Raw genomic sequence first — 26,477 nt, forward strand, 5'->3', positions numbered from 1 at the left:
GTAGACATTTGCAGCAATCGAGCGGTCAGCCTTTTACGCTGCCAAGCACGATGCCTTTAATAAAAAAGCGTTGCAAAAACGGATAAACGAGAATGATCGGCAAAGACGCAAGAAAAATTTGCGCCGACTTGACCGTCGTATCGGACAGCTTCCGCATCATTTCGATCTCGGCGTCCGATAGCGCGCTAAGATCGTGCTGAATGATAATGGTCTGCAAATAGCTTTGCAGCGGGTAATTCTTCGGATCGTTCATATAGATTAACCCGTCGAACCACGTGTTCCAGTGACCGACCATCGTGAACAGCAGAATGGTGGCCAACACCGGCTTAGAAAGCGGGATATACACGCTCAATAACGTCCGAATATGCCCGGCGCCGTCGATATAGGCGGCATCCTCCAGTTCCTTCGGCAAGCTGCGAAAGAAGTTGAGCAGCAAGATCACGCTGAACACGGGAACCGCATTCGGCAATACGAGCGCCCAAATCGTATCCATCAGTCCGGTCTCCTTGACCGTCAAGTAAGTCGGTATCAATCCTCCGCCGATCAAAATAGTGACGAAGAAGTACCACACATACATCGTGCGAAACCGGAATGCGGACGCTTCCTTCGCCAGTGGGAACGCAATCAATACGGCAAGCGACATGTTGATTGACGTGCCCAGGAATAGACGTTTCACGGAAACGAGAAACGAGTCGAGAAACGCGCGCTTCTGCATCACGAAATGATACGCCTCTGTCGAAAACTCGACGGGCCATAGCGTCACCCTACCCGCAGCCACAGCCGAGCTGGAGCTGAAGGAAGCGGCCAACACGTGAATCAGCGGTGCCAGACATAAAAAAGCGAGCAGCGCCATATAAAAGTAGTTGATCATGACAAACAAACGTCTGCCAAAGGTTGGCGTATCAACCACGCGAACACCTCCCCTAGATTTCTGCAAACATTTCTACGTAACCATACGCCAAGGATAAGCGGCTAACGACGACTTTTGACGCCAGCGTTTACCGAGAAGTATCAGCTATTTGCAGTGTGAGACTGATTCGTTCTGATAGTTTAGAAAATGCGATAGTTGGCGAATCGATGAGCCAGAAAATAAGAGACCGCAATCAAAATCAGCGATACGACCGACTTCATCAGACCAATCGCCGTTGCAAAGCTGTATTGCGCGTCGATCAGCCCCATTCGGTATACCATCGTATCGATAATGTCACCGCTCTCGTACACGATCGGACTGTATAAATTGAATACTTGCTCGAATCCCGCGTTTAAAATGTGACCCAAGCTAAGCGTCATCAGCAGCACGACGATCGGGCGGATGCCCGGCAGCGTCACATGCCATGTCTGGCGCCAGCGACCTGCTCCATCAATAACCGCTGATTCGTAAAGCGAAGGATCGATGCCAGCGATGGCCGCCAAATAGATGATCGTGCTGAAGCCGAATTCCTTCCACTCGTTGGAAATGACCAAAGTAAACGGAAACCATCGGTTTTCCCCAAGGAAAAAGATCGGATCCAGTCCAAAAAGCCCCAGTGCCTGATTCACCAGTCCGGATGAGGGAGACAGCACCTCGATCAAAATACCCGCCAAAATCGTCCATGACAAAAAATGCGGCAAATAAATCAGCGTCTGCACCGTTCGCTTGAATGCCGTTCTGCCGATCTCGTTCAATAACAGCGCGATGCCGATCGGGACGACAAGGCCGGCAACGATCTTCATCACTGCGATTATCAAAGTGTTCATTACCACCTTCATCGTATCGGGCAGCTGCAGCACAAAAATAAAATTATCGAAGCCTACCCACGGAGAACCGGTAATTCCCCGTATCGGCACATATTTCTGAAAAGCGATCGCCAGGCCGACCATCGGAATGTAGTGGTAAATAAATATAAGCAAGGCCCCGGGCAGTATCATCAAATGGAGCGGCAGCTCCCTGCCAAAACGTTTCGTTTTCACCCATGCTGTCCTCCTTGCAGCCCACGGAAGGAGGGGCGAGGCAATCGCATTGCCTCGTTCCCCGGCGCTCCGCGTTTATTTTTGCTGTGCGTACCAGTCGTTGACCTCTTTCGTAATTTGATCGCCGCCGAGCTTCTTCCAGTCTTCGACGAACTTGTCAAACTCCGATATCGGCGCGTTGCCGGTAATGATTTTCATGAACGTCTCACTTCTGATTTTGTCCAGATTCGCTCCTTTATCGGACATCGTCTGGGTAGGCGTTCCATAGAACTGATTGACAACAAAGCGGTTGTTCTTGATCACCTTGTCGATAATCGCCGCCGAGCTGTCCGGCCCGTTCTGCGCGTATTCGCCCCACAGCTTTTTGTCGCCGCCTTTGTACTGCATAATGCGGTCATACACATTGCGCCGGTCCGGCGCGAGCTGATCGGCGGTTTTTTCGCCCCTCAGCACGGCGGTAGCCTGCCGGTAGTTCTCGATGTTGTTATCGGACAAGTAGATGCGGATCGGCGCCATCGACCAGGTCGCCGACTTGTCTTCCTTGCTCGGATTGATGAACTTGTAGAAAACGTCCTCCGACGAATTGTAATAAAACGTATTCAGCCAAAATTCAATCATCTTGAACAGCGCTTCAGGATGCGGCGATCCTTTCTTCACAACCCAGTAGTATTTGTAAATATTAAGGGGCAGCGTGTGCGATATGGGCTTACCGTCCACGGAAGGAATCGGATACGCCTGCCACTCCTGATCCGGCGTCAACGTCACAAGAGGAAAATTGGCCGAGCCGCGGCCGCCGATCATCATGCCGATTTTGCCTGCGCCTATGCTCTCGTTTACTTTGTTTGCGGGTTTAACCGGAAACTCCGGATCGATCTGCCCCGCCTTGAACATGTTCTGCAATGCGACAAGCGCATTTTTCATCTCCGGCTGCACGCTGCTGTACACGAGCTTGCCGCTACTATCCTTCATCCAGATGTCCCAGTAAGCATGATACCCGTTATAGAAGCCGGCGGCTCCGCTAAGCTCCTTATCCATCGCCAAGCCGAACGTGTCGTTTTTGCCGTTGCCGTCCGGGTCCTGATTCGTGAAGGCGTCCGAGATGCGCAGCAGATCGTCCATCTTGCTCGGGGCGGGCAGCTTCAGCTTTTCCATCCAATCTTTGCGAATCCATAGCACCGGCGCCGCTTCCTTGGCCGTTCCCGTGAATGGAATTGCCATCAATTTGCCGTCTATCGTCGCTGACTTGATCACCTCGGGACCGGCCTCGGTGATGACCTTCTTCACAACGTCCGGCGCTGTATTCGCATACAGTTGCGTCATGTCTTCGAGCATGCCCGCCTCGTAGAGCTGCTTGAACTGCAGCGGCGTTGCCGCGAAGAAGTCAGGAAGATCTCCAGACGAGATCATCAGATTCGTTTTCTTATCGTATTCCGTTTCCGGCACGGCCCACAGCGTCTTCACCTTGATGCCGAATGTCTGCTCGATGTGTCGCGTCCATGGATTATTGTTGACGTCGTCGCCGTTAAAGTACTTGACCGACGGCAAGCTGAAACCGACGGTTTTCAGCTCTACCGGCGGATCGAACTTGGCCGGCATTCCCGACACTGTGGGCTTCGCGGAAGCCGTCGCTTGCGCTCCCGGCGCGTCCGTACCGCTCTTGCTGCAGCCCGCCAGGATCAGCGATGTCAGTAGTGTCATGCTGGCAGCGATTGCAATTGGTCGTTTCATTGTTGTCTCCCCCTTACGTATCATCATGCCCTCGCGCTAAACGGCGACGATAAGCTGTTTCCAACCGGTATTGCCTGTCCCGGTAACCTTGATATATTTGTTGCCAGTCAAAGCGTCCGTATACTCCGATCCCGGCGGCGCCGACAAATTGCCCTCCGGATTGCCGTCATGCCAGATGCGGTAATAGCCGCTTGTCGCCTCCACATTTATCCCTTGCACCGTCGTCAGCGCGTAATTCTGCACGTTTCCGAACACCTGGACGTCGAGGATGCGAATGTTGGCCGGTTTCAAGCTCTGACTGTCGGGGAAAAACTCGATGCCATAATCTTGCGTCTTCGTTGCCTGATCGTCGAACACGCGCCCCCCTTGAATGGTGACCCGATCCGATCCGCGAATCACGACGCCTCCGATCGTCAGAACGGTCGCATTGTTGTACACGTTCGGATTGATCACATCGACCGTCTTCACCAACCTGGCCCCGTTGTCGACAAGAATGCCGCTGCTGCCGTTTCCTTTGGAAGTATGATCGATGATGCTGATCCGGTGTCCGGCTGAAATGTTCACGCCATGCAACTTATTGCCGCTCGTATCGACGCCAATCATTTGTACGTCGCGTGGATACTGGCCGGCTACGTTAGTGCCCATCCAGATGCCATGCCCGTTGTTATTGTAAAATTGCCCGCCGATCACCTGAACGTTCGTTGCCGGCGTTCCTCCCGGCGAAGGGTAGCCGTCCGTTGAAATTTGCAGCCCTGCGCCCTGATTATTGTGCGAGATGCAGTTGGCAAACGTAATTCGGTCGCAGCCCGATACGCCCATGCCTGGCTGGTAGCCGAGATGTCCGGACACGTTGCGGGCTTCGCAGCCTTCGACACGAACATCGTGCGAACCGTTGGCAATATAATAGCCGGGCTTGCTGACGCCGTCCACAACGCAATTGCGAATCACGCCGTTCGTCCCTTGCGAAGTGGCGATGCCGTTCGTCATCCGTTGCCTGCTCGTGAGCAAGGCCGAATTGCCGACGACCCGGATATTGTCGACCAGCAGATCGATGCAATGATTGAAGGCGACGATGCCTCCATTGTTCGGCCCGAAGCCGTTCGGAGCGCTGAACGTCAGATCCTTGACCGTTACGTTGTATACCGCTTCCGGCGTTGTCGCGGGCGGTGTCGTTTTATTGACCAATAGCGCGATATAATCGAACTGCAGCGAGATGACCGAACCCGTCGTCCCATAGACGACGATGTTGTCAACTTCCGGGCGGATCGCCTGATTGACGAGGTACGTGCCCTTGGGAATGAATACTTGCGTCGTCGGCGCCTCACCCGTCTTCACATATTCGATCGCAGCTTGTATCGCGCACCAGTCGATCTCGTTTGTTAGCGCCTTGGCATGCGGATACGCCGCTTGCGCCGACTCCAGCGTCGCGAACTGTTCCGACAGCGGATGCGACGCGCCGTCGCCGATAGCGCCGAACCACTTCACATCGACCGCTTCGCCGACAACCCGCTTAAACCGCTTTCCGACCGTTGAAACAAGCACTGTCCCCACATTATCGGTTGATGTCGTGTCTGCCGGATCGTAGTAGAACTGCCCTTCCTTCCCGCGGTCGATCACATAATAGAGGGAATTCTCGTCGGGATCAGTCATAGCCCTTAAGTCCGCCACGGTAACCGCCCAGCAATTCATCTCTTGCAGATTGAGCCCCAGCGCCTTGCTTTTGGCGAAGGCGGTTCCGCTTCCGAGCAGCCCGGCGGAAGCGATGCCGACGCCCGCGGCGCCAATGGCCGCCAGCACCTTGCGCCTGCTAATAGGATGGTTGTCCGCTTCGTTTCTCCCGTTCGCGTTGCCGTCACGGGGCAAGTCCGGATGTCCGGCATTCGTCTCTGTCATTGTTTACTACCTCCCTTGCTTCATAATTTCATACCTTCATACCTTTCCTGATTGCCAATCGCAAACGTTTGCATGATTACTATACAACGGCATTCGTGCGCCGCAACATCCCCATGTTCGCACAAAATATGCACGATCGCATCATTGTTGCAGCGTCGTTGCGATAGAGCCCTCCTTCGCCGGGCGACGCCCCGATTTCATGCACATTTGCGCATCGTATGCAAAATAGAATATTCCTTCACGCCGCGCCGATGATGTATACTTATAGGAATCTTACCACCAAACCACAATGCGGGGAGCCTTTAAACCATGATCTTCCGCTTCATGCTGAACAAAAACTCCTTGTTCGTTAAGCTGTTATTCGGCTTCGGCGCAATCATAATCGTCTCGTTCGTATTCAACGCCTTGTCGTTTCGCTTCTTTACAAGCAGCATCCGCGATCAAATCATCACCTACAACACGTCAAGCCTGAGCAACACCGTAGGAGGCTTCGAAAATCAGCTTCGGCTGCTGGACAATGTGCTCGGAAGCATCTACTTTCAAAACGATGTAGGCCTCCTCCGAAAAGATGCGGGCAGCCACAATTACACACTGATCAACGGATTGTCCGGCGAATTCCAGACGATCGTCCAAAATTACAATCTGTATGCCGAGAACGTGTTCGTTTATTTTAACGATCAAGGCGTCATCGTCGATAAAAGCAGCTCGCACACGGAGCAAGAAATGTTCGGACGCTATTACGTCAGTGATCGGTATCCGGCAAATTTCTGGAAAGAGCAGTTCGATCGCGATTTCCAACTGAAGTTGTTCCCCGCCGCCGCTTTTCGGAAGACGAACCCGGACAAAAGCGTATCCGAGGCCGGAACCCTTTTTCCCATAGTCATCAAAAGCAAGTTGTTCGCGGGGCATTACATGGCCGCATTTCTCGACGCGAAGGCGATTTTCAATCATCTGCATCTTTCGGACGACGATCATTTTTTGATTGTGGATGATTCGGGAGAACCGTATTTCCGCTCCGGATCCGCACCGGACCCCCGTCTCGTCGATTCGTTATCCGGCACGGATCGCTACGTGCAGTTGGATCAGAACTATTACTTTATACAAAAGGGCCCGCTAACCGGTCTGACCTATGTCAGCATGATCCCAAATCAGCAGATCGCCGCCCAAATCTCGCGCATGAATGCGATACTGATCGGCTTGATGGCGCTGTCCGTCTTTTTAAGCCTGGTCTTGTCGATCATGCTCAGCGCCAGATTCAAGCACCCCATCCAAAAAATCGCCGAATCGCTGCGCCAGATGAGCGTGGACATCCAGCATAGCAGCAGCATTCGTGAATTCAAGCAGATCAGCGACAGCGTCAACGGAATGATCGACATGATGCGCCGCAAAGATTCGCTGCTGCAAAAATACGCGTATGTCGACAGGGCGAAAGGGATTTATATCAACAGCGACGAGGTCCGGCAACTACTCGATACGGATCGACCGTTTTATCTCGTCATGTTTCAAATTCGCGTTACGGATCGCTTCCGTCAAACGCCGATCACGGAGCGAAAAAAGTCGACCTTCTTGCTCGACTTTATCAATCTCGCGATCACCAGTTCGTTTCCCAAAGCGTTGTCCTTGCAGGTCGAAGCGGATTCGATCGTGGCGATCATCTTTACGGAGCATGAACAGACCGACCTTCTCACGGAGCGATTGCGCTATTTAAAAAATGTGTTCGACCAGGACAAGTCGTATTATAACGTGACAATCGCCGCCAATCTGCGCTTGCGTTATGCGGTCGATTTTACGGATGCGTACGTAGAAGCGGTCGAAATGGTGCGGAAGCGGAAGCTGAACGACGAAGTGCAGATTATAACCGAGCCGGAGAAGCTGCCGGACGTCCATCCCCTTACGCCGGCGGAAGAACAGCATTTCCTCGAGAGCCTGCTCGCCGGGAATGACCGCAATATGATTCAGGACATTCGCCGTTCGCTGAATCGGCTGAACCAGCAGGGCGCGACGGCGCTGCAATATCATCAGTTCGCGCATATGAGTGTGTCGAAGCTGCTGCTAACGCTCATGGCCAACAAGATCGATATCGGGAAACTGCAGCTGGAGCGCCCGCCCTTGGAGGCGATCGACCGGTTCATGTCCAAAGAGGAGTATATAGCGTTCTTCGAGGAATTGACCAAACAAGCGGCGGAGCAGGTCGCAGCGAAAAAATCGGAACGGGACCCCATCGTCGATTTTGTGCTCGCGTATATCAACGCCCATTATGGCGATGAGTTATACCTAGACTTGATCGCCGACAAGCTAAACATGTCGGCCGGGTATTTAAGGAACTACTTCAAGGAGAAAACCGGGCGAAATATTAGCGATTGCGTCAACGAAGTGCGGGTGATGGAGGCGAAGAAGCTGCTTGAGGGCACCGATATAAAGATTCACGAAGTCGCCGCCAATGTCGGATACCCGAACGCCAATTCGTTCATCCGCATGTTTCGCAGCGCGACCCATGTCACACCGGGAGAATATCGGAGGTTGCGGACAACTGCACTTCAGGAACGGGAGTCGAGGCCATGAGGCCGAACAGGCGCCGTCTGCCATTTCCGCCATTCAGCCGCCCGATCACCTGTTGCGTTGATTTGCTGCCGCTAATCTATGTAAATATCCCACTTCGGATTCATCATGATAAATGAACGGACGCTTCAACAACGGCTTCACCATATCCACTCCCGGTTAAAAATGAACGGGTCAGGCATTCGCCTGACCCGTTTGCATTTTTATTCACACCGTTGCATAAGTACCTTTTTCTAACGGATTTTGGAACATTACGTCTAACGAATTTTGGAGCAAATCTAATTATTTCTGGAATTTCACAAAAGTGTGGAATGTATTTCAGATTGACACAAAAAGCGCCCATTTTCAGGTCTTTTTTTACTTTATTTCTGACATAGAATTGACCGTTAATTGTCATAACACAGTCAAAATTGATTTAATCGTGTCATAAATTCGATATCATGACTACCATTTTACGACTTGGCTAAAAAATAATTAGGGGGAACATAGGAGCCAATATCAAGCTGGGCTCTGTTGTTTCAGATATTATGGGCGTTTCATCCAAAAAACATGTTTTGTGCGATTACCGATGGCATTGTCGATCCTGAAAAACTTGCCGGCATGGCCCAACGTACGCTAAAACGGAAGAAACCTGAACTCGAACTAGCCCTTCAAGGTTACACATGCCCACATCGATTTTCTAACGGAACAAATTAATATGCTGGATTAAGAAGTTGCGCGGTGTGTAATTACATACCAAGAGGACATCGAGCGACTGGATTCAACTCCCGGCATATCGACACGCATCGCGCGAACAAATCTTAGCTAAATCGGTACAGATATTAAAAACCAGTTTCCAAGCTCGGCTCATATGTGTTCCTGGGCAGGACTTGTTCCTGGCCATAACGAAAGTGCGGGCAATAGGAGATCAGCTAAAACTAAAAAGGGCAATAATATTTGAGATCAGGCTTAACGGAAGCCGCTCATTCCGTAAAAGGATCTAAGAATTACCTTGGCGCACTGTATGGGCGTACAGCAGCGCGAAAAGATAGGAAACGAGCAGGAATTGTAGTCGCTCATGCCATGTTGAGAATCTCCTATTACCTTCTAACTCGTAAAGAAATGTATGTTGATCTAGGGGAAGACTACTTTGATAAGCAAAGGCAACAGTCCATTGTGCGGCATGCTATACGCAGACCTGAAGGACTAGGCTACTCCGTTACCATCACTGAATCAGAAGTCTCTTGATCTAAATAAAGCTGCAACAAAAAGTAATTCAGGCGCTCTCCCCATTTTAAAAAACGAACGAGCTGCGTCTTTTTTAGTGCTATACTTTGGTGCTATGAATTTTCATAGTAGTTTAATGGTCTTTGCAGCTCACTCGGCAATGGATATATGTTCTTGTCACTCGACACAAGCATCAGTCGGTTGACAAGAACTTGATGTCATAAATGACAAGAACTTGATCCAATTCCCGTGATTGGCGTCCCAGGCTTAATAAAAATAGGATCCATACCCAACTTGCGAAAGCAATCTATTATCGCCCAAATATGATACGTCCCTTGATATCTAAGGACTTTAATCGCTACCGCATTTGATTCAACGTTACTAACAATAGGAATAAAAATAGCTGCAATTAGCGCCACTCTCTTGCTTAAATTTATTATTACTCTACGAAAACAAGTTGGAATTTTTCGACTTCATCGTTGACATCCCTAAACGAGTCTTCCAAAAAAAATGAAATTTCCCTTTCAAATAAAGTTTGTTCATTATAACGATATGGTGTATTAGGTATGAAAATTTTACTGTTGTTTTCTCCTCCAATAACAAACCTTAGAATAACAGCAGGATTATGAGCTGCTTTATTTCGTAGTTCGCTAAGATAGTCATACCATTGACTATCAAAGATAAGGTTCAATTCATTTAATATTTGTATCATGTTCTGACTTTGTAAGGTTTCCCTAATTTTCATCTTTGTTACTTTTCTTTCTGGAATGCTTAATCCACATATGACATTAACTTCGTGTAAAAGTAAATCAATTGCGGCAACACATGATAAAACAAAGGCATCAAATTCTGCCCGAAGCAATCCTTGGCCTTCCTTTGTTCTGTAAAAGTCGAATTTGTAACAACTTAAAAATCTGTTTTTATGATAATTAGCACTATCTAGCTTATTTTCGATTGTAAGCAGTCTAAGACTTATCTCATTTTGTCTTTCTGTCATTATACCATTGTGTACTTCGCCAACTTTCATTTCTCTTACAAGTTGGATATTCGGATATCCTAAGCATGTATACAATTCATTCAACTCCCTTGTTACTATGTACTAACTCAGATTTAAGAACACGTACCTATTGCCGCCTGCGTTACTGCCTACAAGTTAAACATGCTGTCAAGCATGCCGACAACCTGTGTCATTGAACTACCGTTCCTCGTTAGTGAAATGGCGTGCAAGAAAAATAGATGATTACTCATGTTTACCGAAATGCTCTTGCTCATCAATATCTTTCAACTAATAGCTTCAACCATCTTACCAAAGACATCTTCCCAGTCAAGATTTTCATTTTCAATTGGATATGTTGGAAAAGGAAGCTTATCAAGTAGCATCATTTCAATCCGTTTGCGGTTCTCCATAAATCTAATATTTTGTTCCGTAGCGAAATGGGATTTTGAACGAATGGAAGAAATCCAAACTTGCTGCTCACGCACATTCTTTTGAGTTAAATAAATCAAGACAGGATTCATGGCAGCAATTCGATCGGTAATTCCCTTAATATGTTTCTCGATTTGGTGGTCATCGGCTTGATAATGACCAAGCAAATCATGAATCTGATGCTGAAAGAACACTGCTTCTAGTATGTATATATCTTCTGAAGAAATGGCCTTCTCAACGAAACGTCCCCATTGCCCCTGAATCGAGTATGTAAACTCTGAAATTGTGGCTGCCGGTGAGTCAGTCCAACATAGTTCGCGCTTCTTAAGCTCGGCATTTAGCGTAGTCAGCTCGTTGAACTCATTAACCCCACGATAAGGAACCAGATGATTACTACCATCCTTTATGACGCACGAACTTATTAAGTTAGCTGTGTCCGGATACCGCTTCAAAAACTCCTGATATTCCTCTTCTCGGAAGAAAGCGTGCCAATTTAAACTCGCTGGATGACCCCTGGCACCCTCATCAAAGAAACGGGATGAGAACTCTAGCTGTTGCAAGTAGCGATGCAATCGTTCTGCTAATGTAGATTTGCCAGTGCCACATAACCCTTCAACCAGTATCAATTTGATATTCTTTCGCATGCGATTTGCTCCCTTGACGCTCAGTGTCTTCGTAACAAATTGTTTATGATACAGCTCATAGTTAATCAGTATATTTTTCGTTCCCAGTAGGATTTGAGTATGTAGGTGGAAGTTGGTAAAAACATATTCCGCTAGTTGCAATAATTACGTCATTTTCTTCTGCAATCCATGAAATAAATGAACCATCATTTAGACTCTTTAAAAATACTTTTGCAATTCCAAAGGCAGCCGATCATTGTGGCCGGCTGCCCTCGATGTGTTTGTTAAACTCTCGTATCCCGAGCGAAGTAATTTTTATACCGATTGAATTGATACATCATGACTTAAGCATTCTAGAAGTTCTTTAATATGTGTTGACGCATATCGATTGTACATACGCACTGCAACGGTATTATCTTTCGGAATAATTGCGAGATGGCAACCTGTCGCACCTTCTGCTTCTACCATGTCGTCTCCATAATACCATCCCATTATACGCTTATTAGCATATGGGGGAGTGGATTTTAATCTATTCGATATATCCAATACAGATTGGGGAATTATTTGTTTTCCATTAATCACGCCATGATTTAGGTGTAGATAACCCCAGTATGCTAAATCTTTTGCTGTCATATATAGATTTCTTCCATCACCCTCATCAGATTCCAATCTAATGGAGGCATAACCATCACCGGCCGTAAAATCACAAACCAAATTTTCTTTTGGGACCGAAATCCATTCAGTGTTTGTTAACCGCAATGGATTAAATATCTTTTCTCTCAATAGTTCAGCAATTGTTTTTCCAGTAACCTTTTTTACAATTCTGGCGGCCAAACCTTCCCCCTCAATTTTATCTGGTCCAAAAAATTTAGGTTTCGTTTTAGTAAGAACATCACCAATTGTAATCGTTTTTAACTCGTCCTGAGGAATGTCTTCTATGAATGAATTAACTGGTGTATCGAGACTGAGATTTGCATCCATAACAGCAAATGCCAAGGCTAATCCGATATGTGTTTTTCTTATTGAATAGACATTAAACTGTGAATCAGATGTTACTGGTTTTGATCCTAACTTGTCATGATGATAACCAGAGTACCATTCAGTAACTATGTGACCTTCTTTAATGATAACAACAGCTGCCGCGGATGCATTAATAATCTTCCTAGTTTCTTCAATACGTGCTACTAGATGGTCAAATTGGTTGCTGTTATTTATAACTGGTAAATTCATAATAAATAATCCTCCTCGTTTCCCAATAAATGGTTCTTGTGAAGCTTTGTTATTATACTATTAATTAATTGGCAAACCTTAAAAACACATGTTCGCTTACAGGATAGAAACATACATTCGCTCTACGATGCCTGATTATGGGATTTTCAGAAAATGAGATCTTTGTTTATCTTTATATATCTCATTTTTTTGAAGTGAGAGTCTATCAAATAGATATACTCCCGAGAAGTGTTGACCTCAACTGCCCCGTTAACGAGTTGACATCATTCGCACTAACCTGCCCGATAGTTCAACAGGCTGCCGTTGCCGGCAGCCTTGCCCTGGTTTCTGATTAAACTATAACAGTAATTACATCACGCCCAGTTCTGGCGGGCGACGGATAAGTGTTGCCTGCCCAAAACTAAAGGCGATGCTGATTAGCGTGGGCTCACTGAAAGCCTTCCCGGAAAAGACAACACCAAATGGACCCTTCGTCGAATCGCCATCCGCATCAATTGTTCCTATTGCTGAATAACCGGCAGGCACCGTAATAAGGGGATACCCTAACCGGGCAGCAATATACATGCCATCAATGTCACCGGGTAACATTAATGCATCTAAGCCGTGTTGATCGAGTGCATAGTTAATTCCTCGCGTTACAGCCAGATCGTTATATTCTTGACGTTTAAGTTGATAGGTTGTCTCGTTTAGCGCATTTTGTTCCGAGCAAATCCCAATGCTTTCCTATACTCTTTAACATAAAAATGCATATTTTCACCGCTAATTATTATTAATTCATCTCTCTTCTTGCTGCAGATTTATTTACCCATGTGATTGTTCCACGCTTGGTATCGTGATTTAGGTCTACGTCAAATCCAAACTTACGGTAGAAATGTTCCGAACGTTCAATATGATCCCAATCTACCCCTGAGATCCATCCGGTAATGTATCTGATACCAATTTCATCAACAAGTTTCATTATCGCTTCCATTACCACCGAGCCATAGCCACGATTTACTCGATCATCTTCAATACGAATATCGGCGATCTGCATATGCCGATTTTCTGGATGAACAATCAGAAAGACCTTTGAGTCAGGAATAATTACTCCTTTTAGGCTGATAACTCTGACCCTTAGGGTGATGTCCCTCTCGTCCAATCCATCACCATAAAACAATCGGGTTACCAAGATGGTTTCTCTATGCTGATTTTGAGATGTCAGGAGAACTTTATGCCCTTCTTTCTCATATTCAGATATTTGCCATTGAACCTCATAATCAATATCGCCCCTTTTCTTAAGTGGGGCGAATTTATAACTCCGCTTCAGATCAAGCAACGAATCGCCTTCACCAAACAGGCTCTTTAATACGTCAGATATCAAAACAGATTTCTCCTCATTCTTTTTGGTCATAATGACCCCCTCATGGCTCTTTATATCGGAGGAACCAACTTGTCTCACCTTGTCGTAATTTACAAATTATATCAACCTTACGTAGTGGTCTGATCCAATATCTGATGAAGTGCCGAAGCAAAATGGAGCCATTCTAATGCTTCCTGCTCGGTCAGATGTGCCATATGATTATGAGCTAAGACATTCCGTACCCCCATCATAGCTCCTGAAAACAACCACATTGCTCCTAGCTGCGGCTTGAGCGCTACATAGGTGTCTAGAACAGCCGAACGATAATGCCCATCCTGGAACAGCTTTTGGGCAACTGCTAAGACTTTTGAATGAAGTCCATTCAGTATGCTCGATTGAACTGTTGTTTGTGGTGAAATAACTGTTGTCTGTGATATAGGTGATGCATGACTCTCTAACTGCGATATTCCTTTCTCCATTACGGTGAGCAGTGTCGGGAACTTTACATCACCCGAAACGAGCCCTTCATCAACTAGCGTTTTCATCATCATCAAACTCGGCTGCTCTTCATTTACCTCTGGATAAAAAAAGAGGATAATCCTTACGTTCAATCAACACTGCATAGCCCCAATATTCTGAAAGTCCTTGAAGATTGCACAGAACCTTCATTTTACGGTCTGGAACCGCTGGGAATTGGCCAATGATTTGTTGAATTGAATATCCCTCTGAATAGCCTTTGGGATCACCAATGAATAATGTGACTACCGGCTCCTTATTAATCGTTCGGGATTTGGTTAATGCCGAAACCTTTATTAACTGCGACTTAAGTTTACGCTCAGCGGGTAAATCCTCTAAGCACTCACGAGTGATCTGGAATTCACGCGACTCTGCAAGTTATTTGGTATACCTCAGACCTGTCCCTTATTTGCACAGCCTCATTGCCACATAGCGGACATTGAATTTTTGATGTCATATTAATCATTCCAAACAAAGAAATCACGCAAAATAATATTTGTAAATATTCGCCAAGTAGTGTCTTTCTTCCTGCGCCTAAAGCATTAATCGACAAAATTAACATTTGGAAAAGAAGTAATAAAAGATGCGGATACCCCTTTGTAGGATACCCGCATCTTTTACTTATTTCCCCTTATCTCGTTTGGATTTCACCAACGTCTTTATTCCCAGTCAAAAAGCCAGATGCATTCAGGCATCTGGCTTTTTGACCACTTGAGATTACCACTCAAGCTTATCGTCTTCTTGATATAACGACTTGGCATAGTCGATAAACTCCATCAGTTCATCTCTCTTACGTGCAAAAATGCTAATTTTGTATTTAGTACCATACTTCATGTTAAGTTCGAGTGCTGTTATATCTGCCCCTAGAAATCTATCTTCATTAATATAGGTGTAATCAATATCTTCATACTTAGCAATAAAACTCGATGTGGAATTGCCTGCATCCTTTACGCATACAGCATCAACAGTTAAGACTAACCCAGATTTCCCATTACTCATTATACTTGTATCTTCTATTTCAATAATATCATCTTTTCTATACTTTCCCTGACATATAACAGAAAGAGCATTCCTTGCCCGCGGCTCATAATCATCGCCTGGTTTATAGCCAAAGATTTCTTCAAACTTTTCTATTAATGCTGAATTAAGATCGCTCACTTTCTGCGCCTCCAAGCCCTTTAGCATGTCACAGGCTCTGTAGTTTGCCTCATAAAATTGTTCTAAGGTCATTTGATCCTTATAGAAATGCTCATACGAATCCTTAACTCGGCAAATCAGGGGGCGAACATCGTAGATACTGCATAAGTTGGTAGTGTCATCGAAATGACGGCATACCCCATCGCCTCTGTCTAAGTGCTTATACTGCTCAGTGATACCTACTTTCTTGCAACATATTCCACACTGGTCGCAGTTAAACATTTCAGGCTTGTGTCATCATTTCTAAAAATCTGTTGCCATCCTCAAGAACTTTTTTGGAAGCTTGATCAAGCCGTCCTTCTTGTGTCAGAAGGGATGTATCCAATACAATCTTGATCGTTTTCGCCAGTTGAACGCACATATAAATATTTTCCTGCTCAGAAAGGGAGTACTTCTGCCAATCTTCTCCTTTGGCGTAAATTATTGCCTTCATGGTCTCTACTTGATGGACCAAGTAGAGATCGAGCTTCTGCAAGAGTTCGGTAAGTTGCAAGGCTCGGGTATAGATCCCTTTCAATGAAATGCCTACATGCCTAGCTTGTATCTTAAAGTTTTTCGCTTTATCGTAGTTGCCGTAAGCATCATTCAGAGCAGATTTTGCTTGACTTGCAAATATTGCTCCACCGATTGCAAGAGCTGGACCAGCCACCAATCCCCCTAATACAACCATACCGCCTGCCATTCCAAGACCTCCAGCTGTTAAAGCTCCACCTCCGAGCCAAGCTAAGGTCGCATTCGTAGCGGCAACCCCTGAAAGTGTAGAAAGCGCTGTACCTGTAGTGGCTGTTACTAATAATCCGCCCAAGCCACCCATCACAACACTGTATGTTCCATATGCCAGTAAAGCACCCGAACCTATTGCTGCAAGCCCATTGATTGCAATTTTTTTCGCTTCAAAGGAAGCTTCTTTCAACTGTAAAAAGCTTTTGCTGGTCGGGTTGAAGTCTTTCAGTTCATCAATTCCTTGACTGCTCTTAAAGTTAATATTTTTGATTTTTTCAAAGTTAACTACAAAATCATTTATCGAGGTGGTAAGTACTCTTATCTTTTCTTCGCCTAATTCAGTAATGGCGTCATTTGTCTTATCTTTAGCCATTTGAATGAACTCTTCAGCTTCTTTAGCTATATCTTGTGAATTTTGATTCAAAACCTTGGCTTTATCCAAATCCCTCTTAGCATCAAGTCCCTTTTTTGCTCCAGCTGCTGCCGTGATTGCTGCAATTCCTGCAATGACTGCAGGTATTAACGGTAATGGCATTGTTACCCCTCCTAAAATTAAAACTCTAGTGCTGCATTCTTATCAAGCATGAAGCTATCAAACTCCGAAAAGTTCTTAAATTGTAAGGCTCCACCCATTTCGATAGCAATCTTGTTCAACCCCTGGGTGAATAACTCAATATTTTGGCTATTACTTGCTGAATCTAACATAGTGATTGCTTCGGTGAAGACTTGTTGTCTTCCGGCGTAGAATTTCTCAATCAAGATAAGTAACTCTTTGCCTTGTTTATCCATAGCCTCAATTGCCGCGGTAGCGATAGCATGTATTCTAGCTCTACGCTCACCTGAAAGACGTTCCTCACGGATGGTCTGCATACATGCTTTATACACTGATGAGCTTGCTAAGTAGCCCACCATACCCCCTATGACGGTTCCTACACCTGGAAAAACTACTGTTCCAACTGCTGCCCCGAAACTTGCTGCCATCATACCGGTTCCCTTTTCACCAAGCTCCTCAACCAGTTCAAGGCTATCGATCTCGCCTCTGCCATACCGAATTAAGGATTTGCCTACTTGAACCGTGGCAGTTGCGATCATCGCTGGCATGTTGGACTGTGATAAGTTTACAAAGACGCTATTCGAACTTGCTGCCATGAAGCCCCTAATAGCGGTATCACCAGCTCCGATGATGTAGGCGGTTACTGCTCCAGAAGCGGTATCTTTAGCTACATCTTTTAAGGCTTCACCGACACGTTTTTCACCTCGGATAAGGCTGGTGATGTTTTGGGCAGTAGAGATTACAGCTGATACCACGGCTGCACTTTGGGCATTTTCAAGACCCGATCGATGGGCAGTTTCTAAAACATATTTTGCAGTTGCCAGTTGTGGATGTTCCCGAAGGAAGATTGCTTCTTTTGTTGTTATCCCACTGTCCTTCAAATCTTTCGATACTTGACGATACTTCTCTGCATTCCGATCTAATAGGTCAGCTTTATCAAATTGTCCTTGACCTCTAAGTTTCTCAGCTTGCTCGGATAATTCCTTCGCTTTGTCCTCGGCATACTTCTTAGCAATTTCATACTGTTCTTTTGGGACTAAGACGTCATTTCCTCGATATCTCTCCCAATCATCCTTTGTCATCTTCCTTACTAATTCTTCAGAACTCTTCTTTATCTCTTCTGGAGTCTCGAACTTACCGTAGAACTTCATTTGGGCTCCCGAAGTGGGGTTACCGGAATTATCTACAGACAAAATGTCGAATTGTTGATCATTACCCCTGCCAATATCATTCGATCGATATATACGACTACCGTTACTGTTGATAATATTTTCGGCATTGGTTTTGTCGACATAGTGGATTTCGGCTGAAAATCCTGCCTGTTGCTTTATATTCTGGTATTCAAAATCAGGGTGAACCTTAGACTCGGCTACTTGCTTGAGTCCCTTCCTTACGATTTCGCCATTGTCATCGAAAGTGCCTTTATACCCCTTTAGATACTCCGAAGCTGCCCTACCGAATCTTTCTACATTCTCGGTTGTTGTTGCTCCGACGGTAGAATCCGTTAGACCGCTATGTCCTTTTTTCTTTTCCTTATCACTCATATAAGATGATCACTTCCACTTGTCATATAGGTCTAATTATCAGCCCACTTCATAGGTATTACGAACCATTTCGACATATACCTATAATTTCCTCCTAACCCAATTGATCTAAATTATTTTTTATAAATTTCATTATACAGATGGTGTTTGGTACCTGTTTGTCAGGGAATGTATGTTCTTTCTCTAATAATAAAAAGAATTTTGTTCGCAGATAATTCTGGAGGATGTTTATAGAGGATGATATTGAAGACTCATTGTTTGAACAATACGAAAACTTAATGAAAGATGGAGGCGTGGCTATGTTTTTTTACAAATGTCTGGATTTCCTGGGTCGGGAAAGTCAACTCTTGTCAAGGAAATTGCGAAGTTCACTAAAGCAGTTATTATACACCATGATATCGTGAAAACAGGGTTATTAGAGGGCATAGAACTAGAGGGACTAGATAATGATATAGATCCCAAGCGTGCTGGTGGGGTTGCTTATCATATTGAATGGTCATTAGTCGATTTCCATCTCTCACAAGGACATAGCGTTATACTAGATAGTCCTTGCTTGTACGAAGTGTTGGTTGAGAAGGAACTACATTGGCGGAAAAACATGGTGCGAAATACAAGTATGTAGAGTGTGTATTGAACGACATTCATGAACTTAAAAATAGGTTGAAAAATCGTGAGCGAATGATTACCCAAATTGGTCCAGTCAATATACCTGAAGAAAGATGGCAAGAGGTAATCAACCGTGCCCAAAAGCCAGCTCATTTGGAATGTATGAAAGTAGACACCTCACAACCCGTAGACGATTACATTGGTGATGTTCTCCTTTATATTAATAAATAACATCTCTAAAGGCCATCCTTTGCGGGATGGCCCTTAAAACAATTCAGAGCCTGTGATTAAGCCTTCTGCGCGTTAGCTGAGTGAGGCCGCTTTTCGAAACGTGGCAGCCTAGCGGTGTAGTTTTTTTGTTTAATGCGCGTAACGGAAATCGTACTTTTATACCCGTTTGTATAAAACAAGTGTAGTGTGGTCATTTAGATTCTTCTGAACACCTGTTTTTGTGAACCCCATTTTTTCATACAAGTAGCAATTACGTGATTCCTCTAGAATTGTCGCCAGTTCCCACGTTTTCGCTTCTGGGAATAGATCCATAACTAAGGAAATCGATTTTTGCGCTATCCCTTTCCCTTGGTGTTCAGGGAGTATGAACATGGGACTTACCCAAAAATGTCCCTTATGCTCTTTCCAAAACACACAGATAGCCCCGACAACGGTTTTGCCTTGCAGTATTTTATAAAAGCCGCCTTGGGGATTAACTATCCTTTTAATAACTCGTTCAATGTTTTGTTAGCAGGATTTGTATCAAAGTCTTGGTATTTTTCCAACAAGGGTAAGAAAGCTTTCACCTGGATCTCAAAGATTAAATCGACATCAGATTCAACCGCCTTTTCAAGGCTAACTTCCAAGTATCATTCCTCCCATTACCATGGATATAGAACCTCAATTATGAAGTGAGCTGCCGAACATCTCGCTCCCCTTTTTATTCAACTACCGTGCCCGTTAGCGTAATGGCCAGCACTATAATATGACTTTCCATCTACCTACTGGCTTATCGATTTATTTTCTCAGTCTAGATTTAAACCTTATACGACAGCTGGACAGTTCCTCATTAAATAAGATCCTATTTTTGATCTTCCATCGGCAGCCAGCATTTCTGGGGTACCTTCTGCAACTAGCTTTCCGCCCTCACTTCCCCCGTAAGGACCCATCTCAAGAATCCAATCGCAGTAGGATAACATGGAAGTATCATGCTCTGTAACTACCACGGTGTTTCCTTGCTCCGTAAGCTCGTCAAGTAATGCGATGAGTTTCTCAATATCCGAGAAGCTTAACGCGGAAGTCGGTTCGTCCAGGACATACAAAGTATTTTTCTTCTGAACTTTGCCTAGTTCTTTGGCTAACTTGATTCGTTGTGCTTCACCACCACTTAAAGATGGAGCCGGTTGTCCGAGCGAGATATATCCCAACCCTACCTTGATTAAGGTTTCAAGCATGTGGGAGATGGCTTTATATTCACAAAATATTTCAAGTGCGTCCTCCACACTCATCATTAACACATTGTGGATATTCTTTCCTTTGTACATAATATGTAAAATTTCATCTTTATATCTAGTTCCCTCACAAGATAAACATGGCCGGTTAATTAATCCGAGAGGCCCCATATCCACCGCTTCCACGCCGTCCCCCTTACATGCAGGGCAGGATCCGTGCTCCGTGTTAAAGGAGAAGTGACTGGGAGTATAATTTTTATTAACCGCTTCTTGCTGATCGGCAAATATACTCCGAATTTTATCCCAGATTCCTACATACGTAATCGGCATAGACATTTTGAATCGACCAATTGGTTCTTGTGTAACAATCACGCATTTTTCAATTGATTGCCATCCCTCAAGTGTACCGATTTCATGCAGCGCAGACGATGGTTTGTCAAGAAGTTCATCCTCTTCTTCTAAGTCCACTTCTTGTTCCGTATTCAAATAATGTCTGAGCAAAGGCACGAGCGTGTCGGAAATAAGTGTGCTTTTGCCACTTCCGGAAACACCAGCTACCCCCACCATGACACCAAGTGGAATTGCGGCAGTGATATCTTTCAAATTGTGTAATTTCGCATTACGGATCAATAATTTTGGCATTTGCTCCGTGATGTAACGGCGTTGCTCCGTTTTTTTGTACGGCAGCAATTTCCTTCCCGTTAAATATGGGCTTATACCCGATGCCTCGAAAAGCAGATAGTCTTCCAGGGTTCCTTGAAATATCAATTGTCCCCCGTGTTTTCCCGCAAATGGACCTAACTCTACGATATAGTCTGCACCTAACATTACACTCGCGTCATGTTCCACCGCAATCACTGTATTCCCGGAAGAGGTTAATGATTTTAATTTGTGTAACAAAATCTCTTTTTCCGATTCGTGCAATCCTGCTGTAGGCTCATCAAATATATAAAGTAAAGAATCAAATTGGGATTGAAGATGGAACATCAGATAAAGCCGTTGAAGCTCCCCGCCGCTTAAGGAGGGGATACTTCTTAAGACCGTTAAATGAGACAGTCCTACATCAAGAAACAAATGGAGCTGTTTTGCAAGTCGATCGGCAATTTTCCTACCCTGCGGCGTGAGATCAATGTCTTCAAGCAAAAGAGTATCTACAAATTTCGAAAGGTCGGCCATCGTCATGTTACAAAGTTCGCCCACGTGCTTTCCACAGATAAAAGTTTTACGTGCTATTTCATTTACGCGATAACCTTGACAATGCTCGCATGCAACGCTTGAGCAGTACATCTTCTCCATGTGTTGCCGTTGGTTGGGCTTATTTTTCATTCGGTTCCGAACCCAAGTGATAACCCCTGTAAACTCCTCATGGCCGTATAAAAAAACGTCCTTCTCTTCTTTTGTTAGTTCCTCGTAGGGGGCTCTCGACCAACCGTTGACATTCGCTTTAGATAACTTTTGAATTTCCCTTGATAGAATAGAGCTTATTTGCGCACATATTTTCTCGGTTGCTTTGCTCCGGTCTGGAATCACTTTATTAATGTCAATATCCGTGCCAAACCCGCGCCCATAGCAAACCACGCACATACCTGACTGTAAATTGTAAGCGAAGGCTTCCGCTCTGAGGTTGGTTCGCCGGCCGTCTGTTATTTTTCCTTCAATCGAAAACAGCAGTTTGATGTAATCTAGAATTTTGGTCTTTGTGCCGACAACACTTCGGGGATTGGACTGCCTAATTGTATTCTGCTCCACTGAGATCGCTGGTGGAAGGCCGGAAATATCGTCAAAAGATTCGATGTCTTCCGCAACTCCACGTAAGTTCAAACCGATGGATTGGAGATAGCGACGTCTCCCTTCTTCGTATAGAATATCGAAAGCCAAGCTTGATTTCCCTGACCCGCTTACTCCGGTAAAAACAACGAATTGGCCCTTCGGAATAGTGACGTTAACGTCTTTGAGATGATGGATCCGTGCCCCACGTACTTGAATGTGGTTCATTGATTGCCTCCAGCTTGCAATGTTCCTAAAGCTTCGCGCAAATATTTTAATGCCTGCAGTCCTTCGTGTTCCGCCCTCTTGGCCCCTTGTAGGAGATTAACCGCTTTCTCGATATTTTGTGTATCTTTTGGATCTCCGCCATCAGGGAAAGGAAACAGAACGGCAAGATCTTGTAGTGCCGCAGCCGCCGCTTCATAATGATGAAGGGCATCAGTTATGAATGTCCAATTGTACTCCGCATAATCTTCCTTTAATCTATGGAGAAATTGTACAGCGAATTGACGTAACTCCGAATAAACTGCAACATTATAGGCATTAAAGAACGGGACAATCTTGTCCCCTCGAAAAGCTTCGATCCATGCATCATAAGCAGCAAGCCCCTTAGTTAATTCACCATCGCCATGTTTAATGGATTCCGTCGTGTTCCCATGCTCCCATATCATATCGAGCATATTACACAAAGCTGTCAGTCGGTCAATTTCGTTAGGCTCGGTGATGGCAATGAGACCGATTTCCGAGGTCTTTCCCTTCCCTAATTGATCGTAAGCCAAGTGCGCCTCCTTTATCTTGTCTAGTGCATATAGCTGTTGCTGTTTGTCATCGTAGCCATATACTAGGCCGAACTCTGCATGGAACAAATCCCAGATGATCACCGGAAATCCTCTATCAATAGATTGGTGAATCGTGTTAAGTACATCGGTGATGATGAGTGGTTCCACAGGAAGAAAGCTTAATACTTTTACATCATAGCCTAGATTGGCCAGTGCTTTCGGGAAGTTCTCTTCCCCTGCAAAAATAAAGGGACCGCCAATATGAACCGTTTCTTTGAAAATATTAAGACAAAAAGCATACCCTGTAAGCGCATTGACCTCCGCAAGTGAAACACCCTTCTTTTCGATATACTGCATCACTCCCCACATGCAATAGGTGACCGATGGCCTTGAGCCCAGAAAGTGACTATCACCAACCCGTTCCGTATATATCATAGGCCGTTCTAAGATTGTTTTTGTCATACATTTTTTCTCCCTTCTCTGGATCAGATGCTCGTTAATATAGAGTCGAATGCGTTCATGTTGAAGTTTTTGCCGGGTGCGAGAAATCGTTTTATAGACGCTGGTCGTCGTTGTATCAAACATACTTGCAATTTCTTGGGGTGAAAGCTGTTTAAAGAAGTAAGCTTCAATTATTCCCCTTTCTCGGCGGTTTAAGCAGGTGAAAAGGCCGAGTATCGTCTCTAGGGTTTCTTTTCGAACGACATACTCTTCAGGGCTACGATAAGTCTCACTTTCCTTCCCCCTAGTTTTCACCATGTAAGTCAGGATGCTTTCCACGTCTTCCCAATCAACTCGATCGAAAGAGACACTGGCCATGAAACTAGTAAATGGTCGCTCATTCCCATAAGGTCCACCGCGTCTGAGATTCATCATGGCCTGATTGCGTACGATTTTGTGCAGCCAGGGGAGGAAACGCGAAACATCAACTAACGTACCAAGATGCATGAAAGCTTTTAAGAGCGCATCTTGTACAACGTCTTCCGCCATAAACGGATCCTGAGTAATACCCGAAGCCCATGCATGCGCTTTAGATCGATGTCTGCGCACCAGCTCACTAAAAGCATCGTTATCCCCTTGCTGTGCCCGTTCAATTAGCGTGGATTCATCTACTTCCTGGTCGCCAATACTTGACTGTCTTATTACGATTTCTTTCACTGTCCGACTCCTTCATCGCTCGTCATCCGTCTATCCGCATCATAGATGCCAAATGGAGAATCTTTTTGACATGTATTTAGAAAAAAATTTGATCTTATGATATACCTTACCTTAATGCACTTTGACTATTTCTAGTTGCAACATGGTCAACCCTCTTTTCACTGAAAGGAAATGCTTGAATTTTCACCATACTTTTACAATTAATGCATCCAGAATAATTTAGCCCGTTAAAGCAGTAGGCTGCCGAAATATGCCGGCAGCCTACTTGTATTGGATAATTGAACTTTTGAGTCCCGTTAGTAAACGTGACATTTTGTTGCGTTAAACTGCCCGTTAGCTGAGCGGATTTCGAGCAATGCAAAACAAGTGATGGATCGGTTCCACCACTGTGCTATCGTGTCCCATTAGCTCAGCATTTAGGCCTGCAAATGTCGTCATACTTCTCAAGGTCTCTAATTATCTTGAGCAACGGCTCTGGAAACATAACTCAAAATAACTTATACTACAATAAATCCGGGGAGGGTATATCATGACAACAAAAATTGGTCCGTCTATAATGTGCGCTGATTTCTTTAACCTAAAAGAGCAAATCCAAGAACTTGATAAATATGGTGCAGATTACTACCACATCGATATTATGGACGGACATTTTGTTCCTGGCTTTACACTGGGGACTGAATTTGTTGAACAATTAGCAAAAAACACTAAAACACCTTTAGATGTTCATCTTCTGAGTGACAACCCTTTTGACCATATGGACAATTTCTTGAACCTCGGGATAAACTCACTGACAATACATATTGAGGCTACTTCAGATATATTTAAATGTATCAAAAAGATTAAGGCTAACGGAGTTCGGACAGGAGTGGCTTTAAACCCTGGAACACCATTATCTCTTTTAGATGAGCTGCTTGGCGACATCGATCAAATATTAATTATGACAATTTGCCCAGGTTTCGCATCTCAACCTATGATTCACTCTTGCTTAGAAAAGGCAGCGCGATTGATTCAAAATCTACGCGACCGCAAGCTGAATAATATAGAAGTCATGATTGATGGTGGGGTAAAAGAACATAACATTCTTGAAGTGAATAAATGCGGAATACATGCTGCTGTGGTTGGATCTGGTGTATTTAACACAGAAAACCCCGGACTAACATTGGAGAGGATAAAAAAATCCTTAAATGCCCCATTAGTTAAGCCACAATAATTTGACCTTATCCTCTGCCGACGGAATCCCGAGGCAGCTTTTAACGAAAATGACCATACTACCACAATAATCAGAGAATAGGATTCATTAATGTCAACGAGGCTACCGCATGCCGGCAACCTCGTTTTTGTTGAGCTATAGTACTCCGTTTGATTAATGGATGTCAGCTTAGACCACTAATGGAGATTCGCCTGAAACTGGTTTAATCCAAAATGTAGCAATAAACGATTTTGGTGCTAAATAGATTCTGTCTCTAATGGGGAGTTCTGACAAGACTTATAATCAAGTAGATAACTTGGAATTTATCTACTTGATTCCGTCAGTTTTTAGTGCATCAATGACCTTTTTCAAAAATCTTCTGGTTTGGTCTATATCCGCAATAGTGTTTTTATCAAAGCGGCTATCAGCCCATGATGTCTTGCCCACGGAACGTACGAGTAATTCTCCACCCTTAATTAAATAGTAATTCGTCTCCCTGAAATTTCTATCGACTAATTCAGTAGTTTTCTCAAATCCTTCATTCATATCCAAGAGTTTTTGTATGACATCTTTCGTTAATCTCATTATAATTTCCCTCCTCCAATGCGGTGCTCAATATACTCTGAATTAAAAACCGCCTCAATTACAATATTAGTTGATTATTTGAAATGATATCAATAATCTTTTCACATTTATCATATTTGACAATGAATCCAATTGACATAAAATACACCTCTTAGCCTCTTATTTAAATAACAACTACATTTTATAAAAATATTTAAACATTGGAATTCGATGCTAACTCCATAAAATTAAAAAACTCAAAGTTAGCCAATTCGAATTGGAAGCATTAATTACGTTAATCTGCCCGATAGCTGAACGGAAATCCAGCAACGCAAAACAAGCGATGGATCGGTTCCACCGCTATGCTATCGTTACCCGTCGTATTATGAGGTCAACCAGTTTTTGCTGGTTGACCACTTTTCATTTTAAGTGGTGTATTTATTGGTAGCCGGGGCAGAACGATCGTACCCGTGGGCACACAGCCC

General features: G+C 44.7%; 21 protein-coding genes and 3 pseudogenes. 6 read left to right on the plus strand and 18 right to left on the minus strand.

Going from position 1 to position 26,477, the window contains the following annotated elements; all coding sequences use genetic code 11:
• Positions 1 to 25: 25 nt before the first annotated feature.
• The 3 genes from AC58QD_RS11945 to AC58QD_RS11955 form a co-directional block, all read right to left on the minus strand.
• Positions 26 to 910: a carbohydrate ABC transporter permease gene (locus AC58QD_RS11945; protein ID WP_497333379.1), complete on the minus strand. Its 885-nt coding sequence runs from the start codon at positions 908 to 910 to the stop codon at positions 26 to 28.
• 140 nt (positions 911 to 1,050) lie between these two features.
• Entirely contained in the window at positions 1,051 to 1,908 is an 858-nt protein-coding gene (locus AC58QD_RS11950) for an ABC transporter permease (RefSeq protein WP_497333433.1), read from the minus strand.
• Positions 1,909 to 2,025: 117 nt separating this feature from the next.
• Positions 2,026 to 3,393 (minus strand): type 2 periplasmic-binding domain-containing protein, encoded by a 1,368-nt coding sequence (locus tag AC58QD_RS11955; RefSeq protein ID WP_497333381.1) that lies wholly within the window; start codon positions 3,391 to 3,393, stop codon positions 2,026 to 2,028.
• An 88-nt stretch (positions 3,394 to 3,481) separates the two neighbouring features.
• On the opposite strand from AC58QD_RS11955, the gene AC58QD_RS11960 reads away from it, so the two are divergent.
• Complete coding sequence (locus tag AC58QD_RS11960) at positions 3,482 to 3,718, plus strand: hypothetical protein (RefSeq protein WP_497333383.1); 237 nt, start codon at positions 3,482 to 3,484, stop codon at positions 3,716 to 3,718.
• Here the strand turns inward: AC58QD_RS11960 and AC58QD_RS11965 are convergent.
• Complete coding sequence (locus tag AC58QD_RS11965) at positions 3,715 to 5,571, minus strand: right-handed parallel beta-helix repeat-containing protein (protein WP_497333385.1); 1,857 nt, start codon at positions 5,569 to 5,571, stop codon at positions 3,715 to 3,717. The two genes, AC58QD_RS11960 and AC58QD_RS11965, sit on opposite strands and share 4 nt — an antisense overlap.
• 309 nt (positions 5,572 to 5,880) lie before the next feature.
• Here AC58QD_RS11965 and AC58QD_RS11970 point away from each other — a divergent pair, with 309 nt between their 5' ends.
• The 3 genes from AC58QD_RS11970 (at position 5,881) to AC58QD_RS11980 (ending at position 9,357) form a co-directional block, all read left to right on the plus strand.
• Positions 5,881 to 8,133 carry a helix-turn-helix domain-containing protein gene (locus AC58QD_RS11970; protein WP_497333387.1) on the plus strand — a complete coding sequence of 751 codons (2,253 nt, stop codon included), beginning with the start codon at positions 5,881 to 5,883 and terminating at the stop codon, positions 8,131 to 8,133.
• A gap of 847 nt (positions 8,134 to 8,980) precedes the next feature.
• Positions 8,981 to 9,070 carry a hypothetical protein gene (locus tag AC58QD_RS11975; RefSeq protein WP_497333389.1) on the plus strand — a complete coding sequence of 30 codons (90 nt, stop codon included), beginning with the start codon at positions 8,981 to 8,983 and terminating at the stop codon, positions 9,068 to 9,070.
• The gene (locus tag AC58QD_RS11980) at positions 9,067 to 9,357 is read left to right on the plus strand and encodes a hypothetical protein (protein WP_497333391.1); all 291 of its coding nucleotides are present in this window, start codon (positions 9,067 to 9,069) and stop codon (positions 9,355 to 9,357) included. The genes AC58QD_RS11975 and AC58QD_RS11980 overlap by 4 nt, the downstream gene beginning before the upstream one ends.
• A 418-nt stretch (positions 9,358 to 9,775) precedes the next feature.
• Here the strand turns inward: AC58QD_RS11980 and AC58QD_RS11985 are convergent, their stop codons facing one another.
• From AC58QD_RS11985 to AC58QD_RS12030, 10 genes and pseudogenes are all read right to left on the minus strand, one after another.
• Positions 9,776 to 10,408: a hypothetical protein gene (locus tag AC58QD_RS11985; protein ID WP_497333393.1), complete on the minus strand. Its 633-nt coding sequence runs from the start codon at positions 10,406 to 10,408 to the stop codon at positions 9,776 to 9,778.
• 209 nt (positions 10,409 to 10,617) lie between these two features.
• A complete protein-coding gene (locus AC58QD_RS11990; RefSeq protein ID WP_497333395.1) occupies positions 10,618 to 11,406 on the minus strand; it encodes a P-loop NTPase family protein in 789 nt (262 codons plus the stop codon).
• A gap of 294 nt (positions 11,407 to 11,700) precedes the next feature.
• On the minus strand, positions 11,701 to 12,615 hold the full coding sequence (locus AC58QD_RS11995; RefSeq protein WP_497333397.1) for a serine hydrolase domain-containing protein: 915 nt from the start codon (positions 12,613 to 12,615) through the stop codon (positions 11,701 to 11,703).
• A 348-nt stretch (positions 12,616 to 12,963) separates the two neighbouring features.
• Positions 12,964 to 13,179, minus strand: a complete 216-nt coding sequence (locus tag AC58QD_RS12000) for a hypothetical protein (RefSeq protein WP_497333399.1) — start codon at positions 13,177 to 13,179, stop codon at positions 12,964 to 12,966.
• Between the two features lie 205 nt (positions 13,180 to 13,384).
• Positions 13,385 to 14,005 (minus strand): GNAT family N-acetyltransferase, encoded by a 621-nt coding sequence (locus AC58QD_RS12005; protein ID WP_497333401.1) that lies wholly within the window; start codon positions 14,003 to 14,005, stop codon positions 13,385 to 13,387.
• 77 nt (positions 14,006 to 14,082) lie between these two features.
• Positions 14,083 to 14,505 carry a TIGR02391 family protein gene (locus tag AC58QD_RS12010; protein WP_497333403.1) on the minus strand — a complete coding sequence of 141 codons (423 nt, stop codon included), beginning with the start codon at positions 14,503 to 14,505 and terminating at the stop codon, positions 14,083 to 14,085.
• A 682-nt stretch (positions 14,506 to 15,187) separates the two neighbouring features.
• A complete protein-coding gene (locus AC58QD_RS12015) occupies positions 15,188 to 15,628 on the minus strand; it encodes a hypothetical protein (RefSeq protein WP_497333435.1) in 441 nt (146 codons plus the stop codon).
• 90 nt (positions 15,629 to 15,718) lie between these two features.
• Positions 15,719 to 15,889: pseudogene (locus AC58QD_RS12020) on the minus strand (YkgJ family cysteine cluster protein); the annotation flags it as partial.
• A 1-nt stretch (position 15,890) separates the two neighbouring features.
• Entirely contained in the window at positions 15,891 to 16,925 is a 1,035-nt protein-coding gene (locus AC58QD_RS12025; RefSeq protein ID WP_497333405.1) for a hypothetical protein, read from the minus strand.
• A 17-nt stretch (positions 16,926 to 16,942) separates the two neighbouring features.
• A complete protein-coding gene (locus AC58QD_RS12030; protein WP_497333407.1) occupies positions 16,943 to 18,487 on the minus strand; it encodes a hypothetical protein in 1,545 nt (514 codons plus the stop codon).
• Positions 18,488 to 18,800: 313 nt separating this feature from the next.
• Here AC58QD_RS12030 and AC58QD_RS12035 point away from each other — a divergent pair.
• Positions 18,801 to 19,324 (plus strand): annotated as a pseudogene (locus tag AC58QD_RS12035) (P-loop nucleotide/nucleoside kinase family protein).
• 156 nt (positions 19,325 to 19,480) lie between these two features.
• Here AC58QD_RS12035 and AC58QD_RS12040 read toward each other — a convergent pair.
• From AC58QD_RS12040 to AC58QD_RS12050, 3 genes and pseudogenes are all read right to left on the minus strand, one after another.
• Positions 19,481 to 19,950 (minus strand): annotated as a pseudogene (locus AC58QD_RS12040) (GNAT family N-acetyltransferase).
• A 177-nt stretch (positions 19,951 to 20,127) separates the two neighbouring features.
• Entirely contained in the window at positions 20,128 to 22,530 is a 2,403-nt protein-coding gene (locus AC58QD_RS12045) for an excinuclease ABC subunit UvrA (protein WP_497333409.1), read from the minus strand.
• A complete protein-coding gene (locus AC58QD_RS12050) occupies positions 22,527 to 24,239 on the minus strand; it encodes an RNA polymerase sigma factor (protein WP_497333411.1) in 1,713 nt (570 codons plus the stop codon). Before AC58QD_RS12050 ends, AC58QD_RS12045 begins: the two co-directional genes overlap by 4 nt.
• A gap of 529 nt (positions 24,240 to 24,768) precedes the next feature.
• Between AC58QD_RS12050 and rpe the strand changes: the two genes are divergently transcribed.
• Positions 24,769 to 25,449, plus strand: coding sequence for a ribulose-phosphate 3-epimerase (gene rpe / locus AC58QD_RS12055; protein ID WP_497333413.1), 681 nt, complete (start codon positions 24,769 to 24,771; stop codon positions 25,447 to 25,449).
• 306 nt (positions 25,450 to 25,755) lie between these two features.
• Here rpe and AC58QD_RS12060 read toward each other — a convergent pair whose 3' ends face one another.
• Complete coding sequence (locus tag AC58QD_RS12060) at positions 25,756 to 26,013, minus strand: hypothetical protein (RefSeq protein ID WP_497333415.1); 258 nt, start codon at positions 26,011 to 26,013, stop codon at positions 25,756 to 25,758.
• Between the last annotated feature and the right edge of the window lie 464 nt (positions 26,014 to 26,477).

Source organism: Paenibacillus sp. J2R1T-4 (assembly GCF_059692235.1).

Bases quoted from the DNA above. Each gene is read 5' to 3' on its own strand.
- AC58QD_RS11950 (WP_497333433.1), bottom strand. From the start codon at position 1,908: ATGATACTGCCCGGGGCCTTGCTTATATTTATTTACCACTACATTCCG.
- AC58QD_RS11965 (WP_497333385.1), bottom strand. From the start codon at position 5,571: ATGACAGAGACGAATGCCGGACATCCGGACTTGCCCCGTGACGGCAAC.
- AC58QD_RS11970 (WP_497333387.1), top strand. From the start codon at position 5,881: ATGATCTTCCGCTTCATGCTGAACAAAAACTCCTTGTTCGTTAAGCTG.
- AC58QD_RS11975 (WP_497333389.1), top strand. From the start codon at position 8,981: ATGTGTTCCTGGGCAGGACTTGTTCCTGGCCATAACGAAAGTGCGGGC.
- AC58QD_RS11990 (WP_497333395.1), bottom strand. From the start codon at position 11,406: ATGCGAAAGAATATCAAATTGATACTGGTTGAAGGGTTATGTGGCACT.
- AC58QD_RS11995 (WP_497333397.1), bottom strand. From the start codon at position 12,615: ATGAATTTACCAGTTATAAATAACAGCAACCAATTTGACCATCTAGTA.
- AC58QD_RS12000 (WP_497333399.1), bottom strand. From the start codon at position 13,179: ATGTATATTGCTGCCCGGTTAGGGTATCCCCTTATTACGGTGCCTGCC.
- AC58QD_RS12005 (WP_497333401.1), bottom strand. From the start codon at position 14,005: ATGACCAAAAAGAATGAGGAGAAATCTGTTTTGATATCTGACGTATTA.
- AC58QD_RS12010 (WP_497333403.1), bottom strand. From the start codon at position 14,505: ATGATGATGAAAACGCTAGTTGATGAAGGGCTCGTTTCGGGTGATGTA.
- AC58QD_RS12025 (WP_497333405.1), bottom strand. From the start codon at position 16,925: ATGCCATTACCGTTAATACCTGCAGTCATTGCAGGAATTGCAGCAATC.
- AC58QD_RS12030 (WP_497333407.1), bottom strand. From the start codon at position 18,487: ATGAGTGATAAGGAAAAGAAAAAAGGACATAGCGGTCTAACGGATTCT.
- AC58QD_RS12045 (WP_497333409.1), bottom strand. From the start codon at position 22,530: ATGAACCACATTCAAGTACGTGGGGCACGGATCCATCATCTCAAAGAC.
- rpe (WP_497333413.1), top strand. From the start codon at position 24,769: ATGACAACAAAAATTGGTCCGTCTATAATGTGCGCTGATTTCTTTAAC.
- AC58QD_RS12060 (WP_497333415.1), bottom strand. From the start codon at position 26,013: ATGAGATTAACGAAAGATGTCATACAAAAACTCTTGGATATGAATGAA.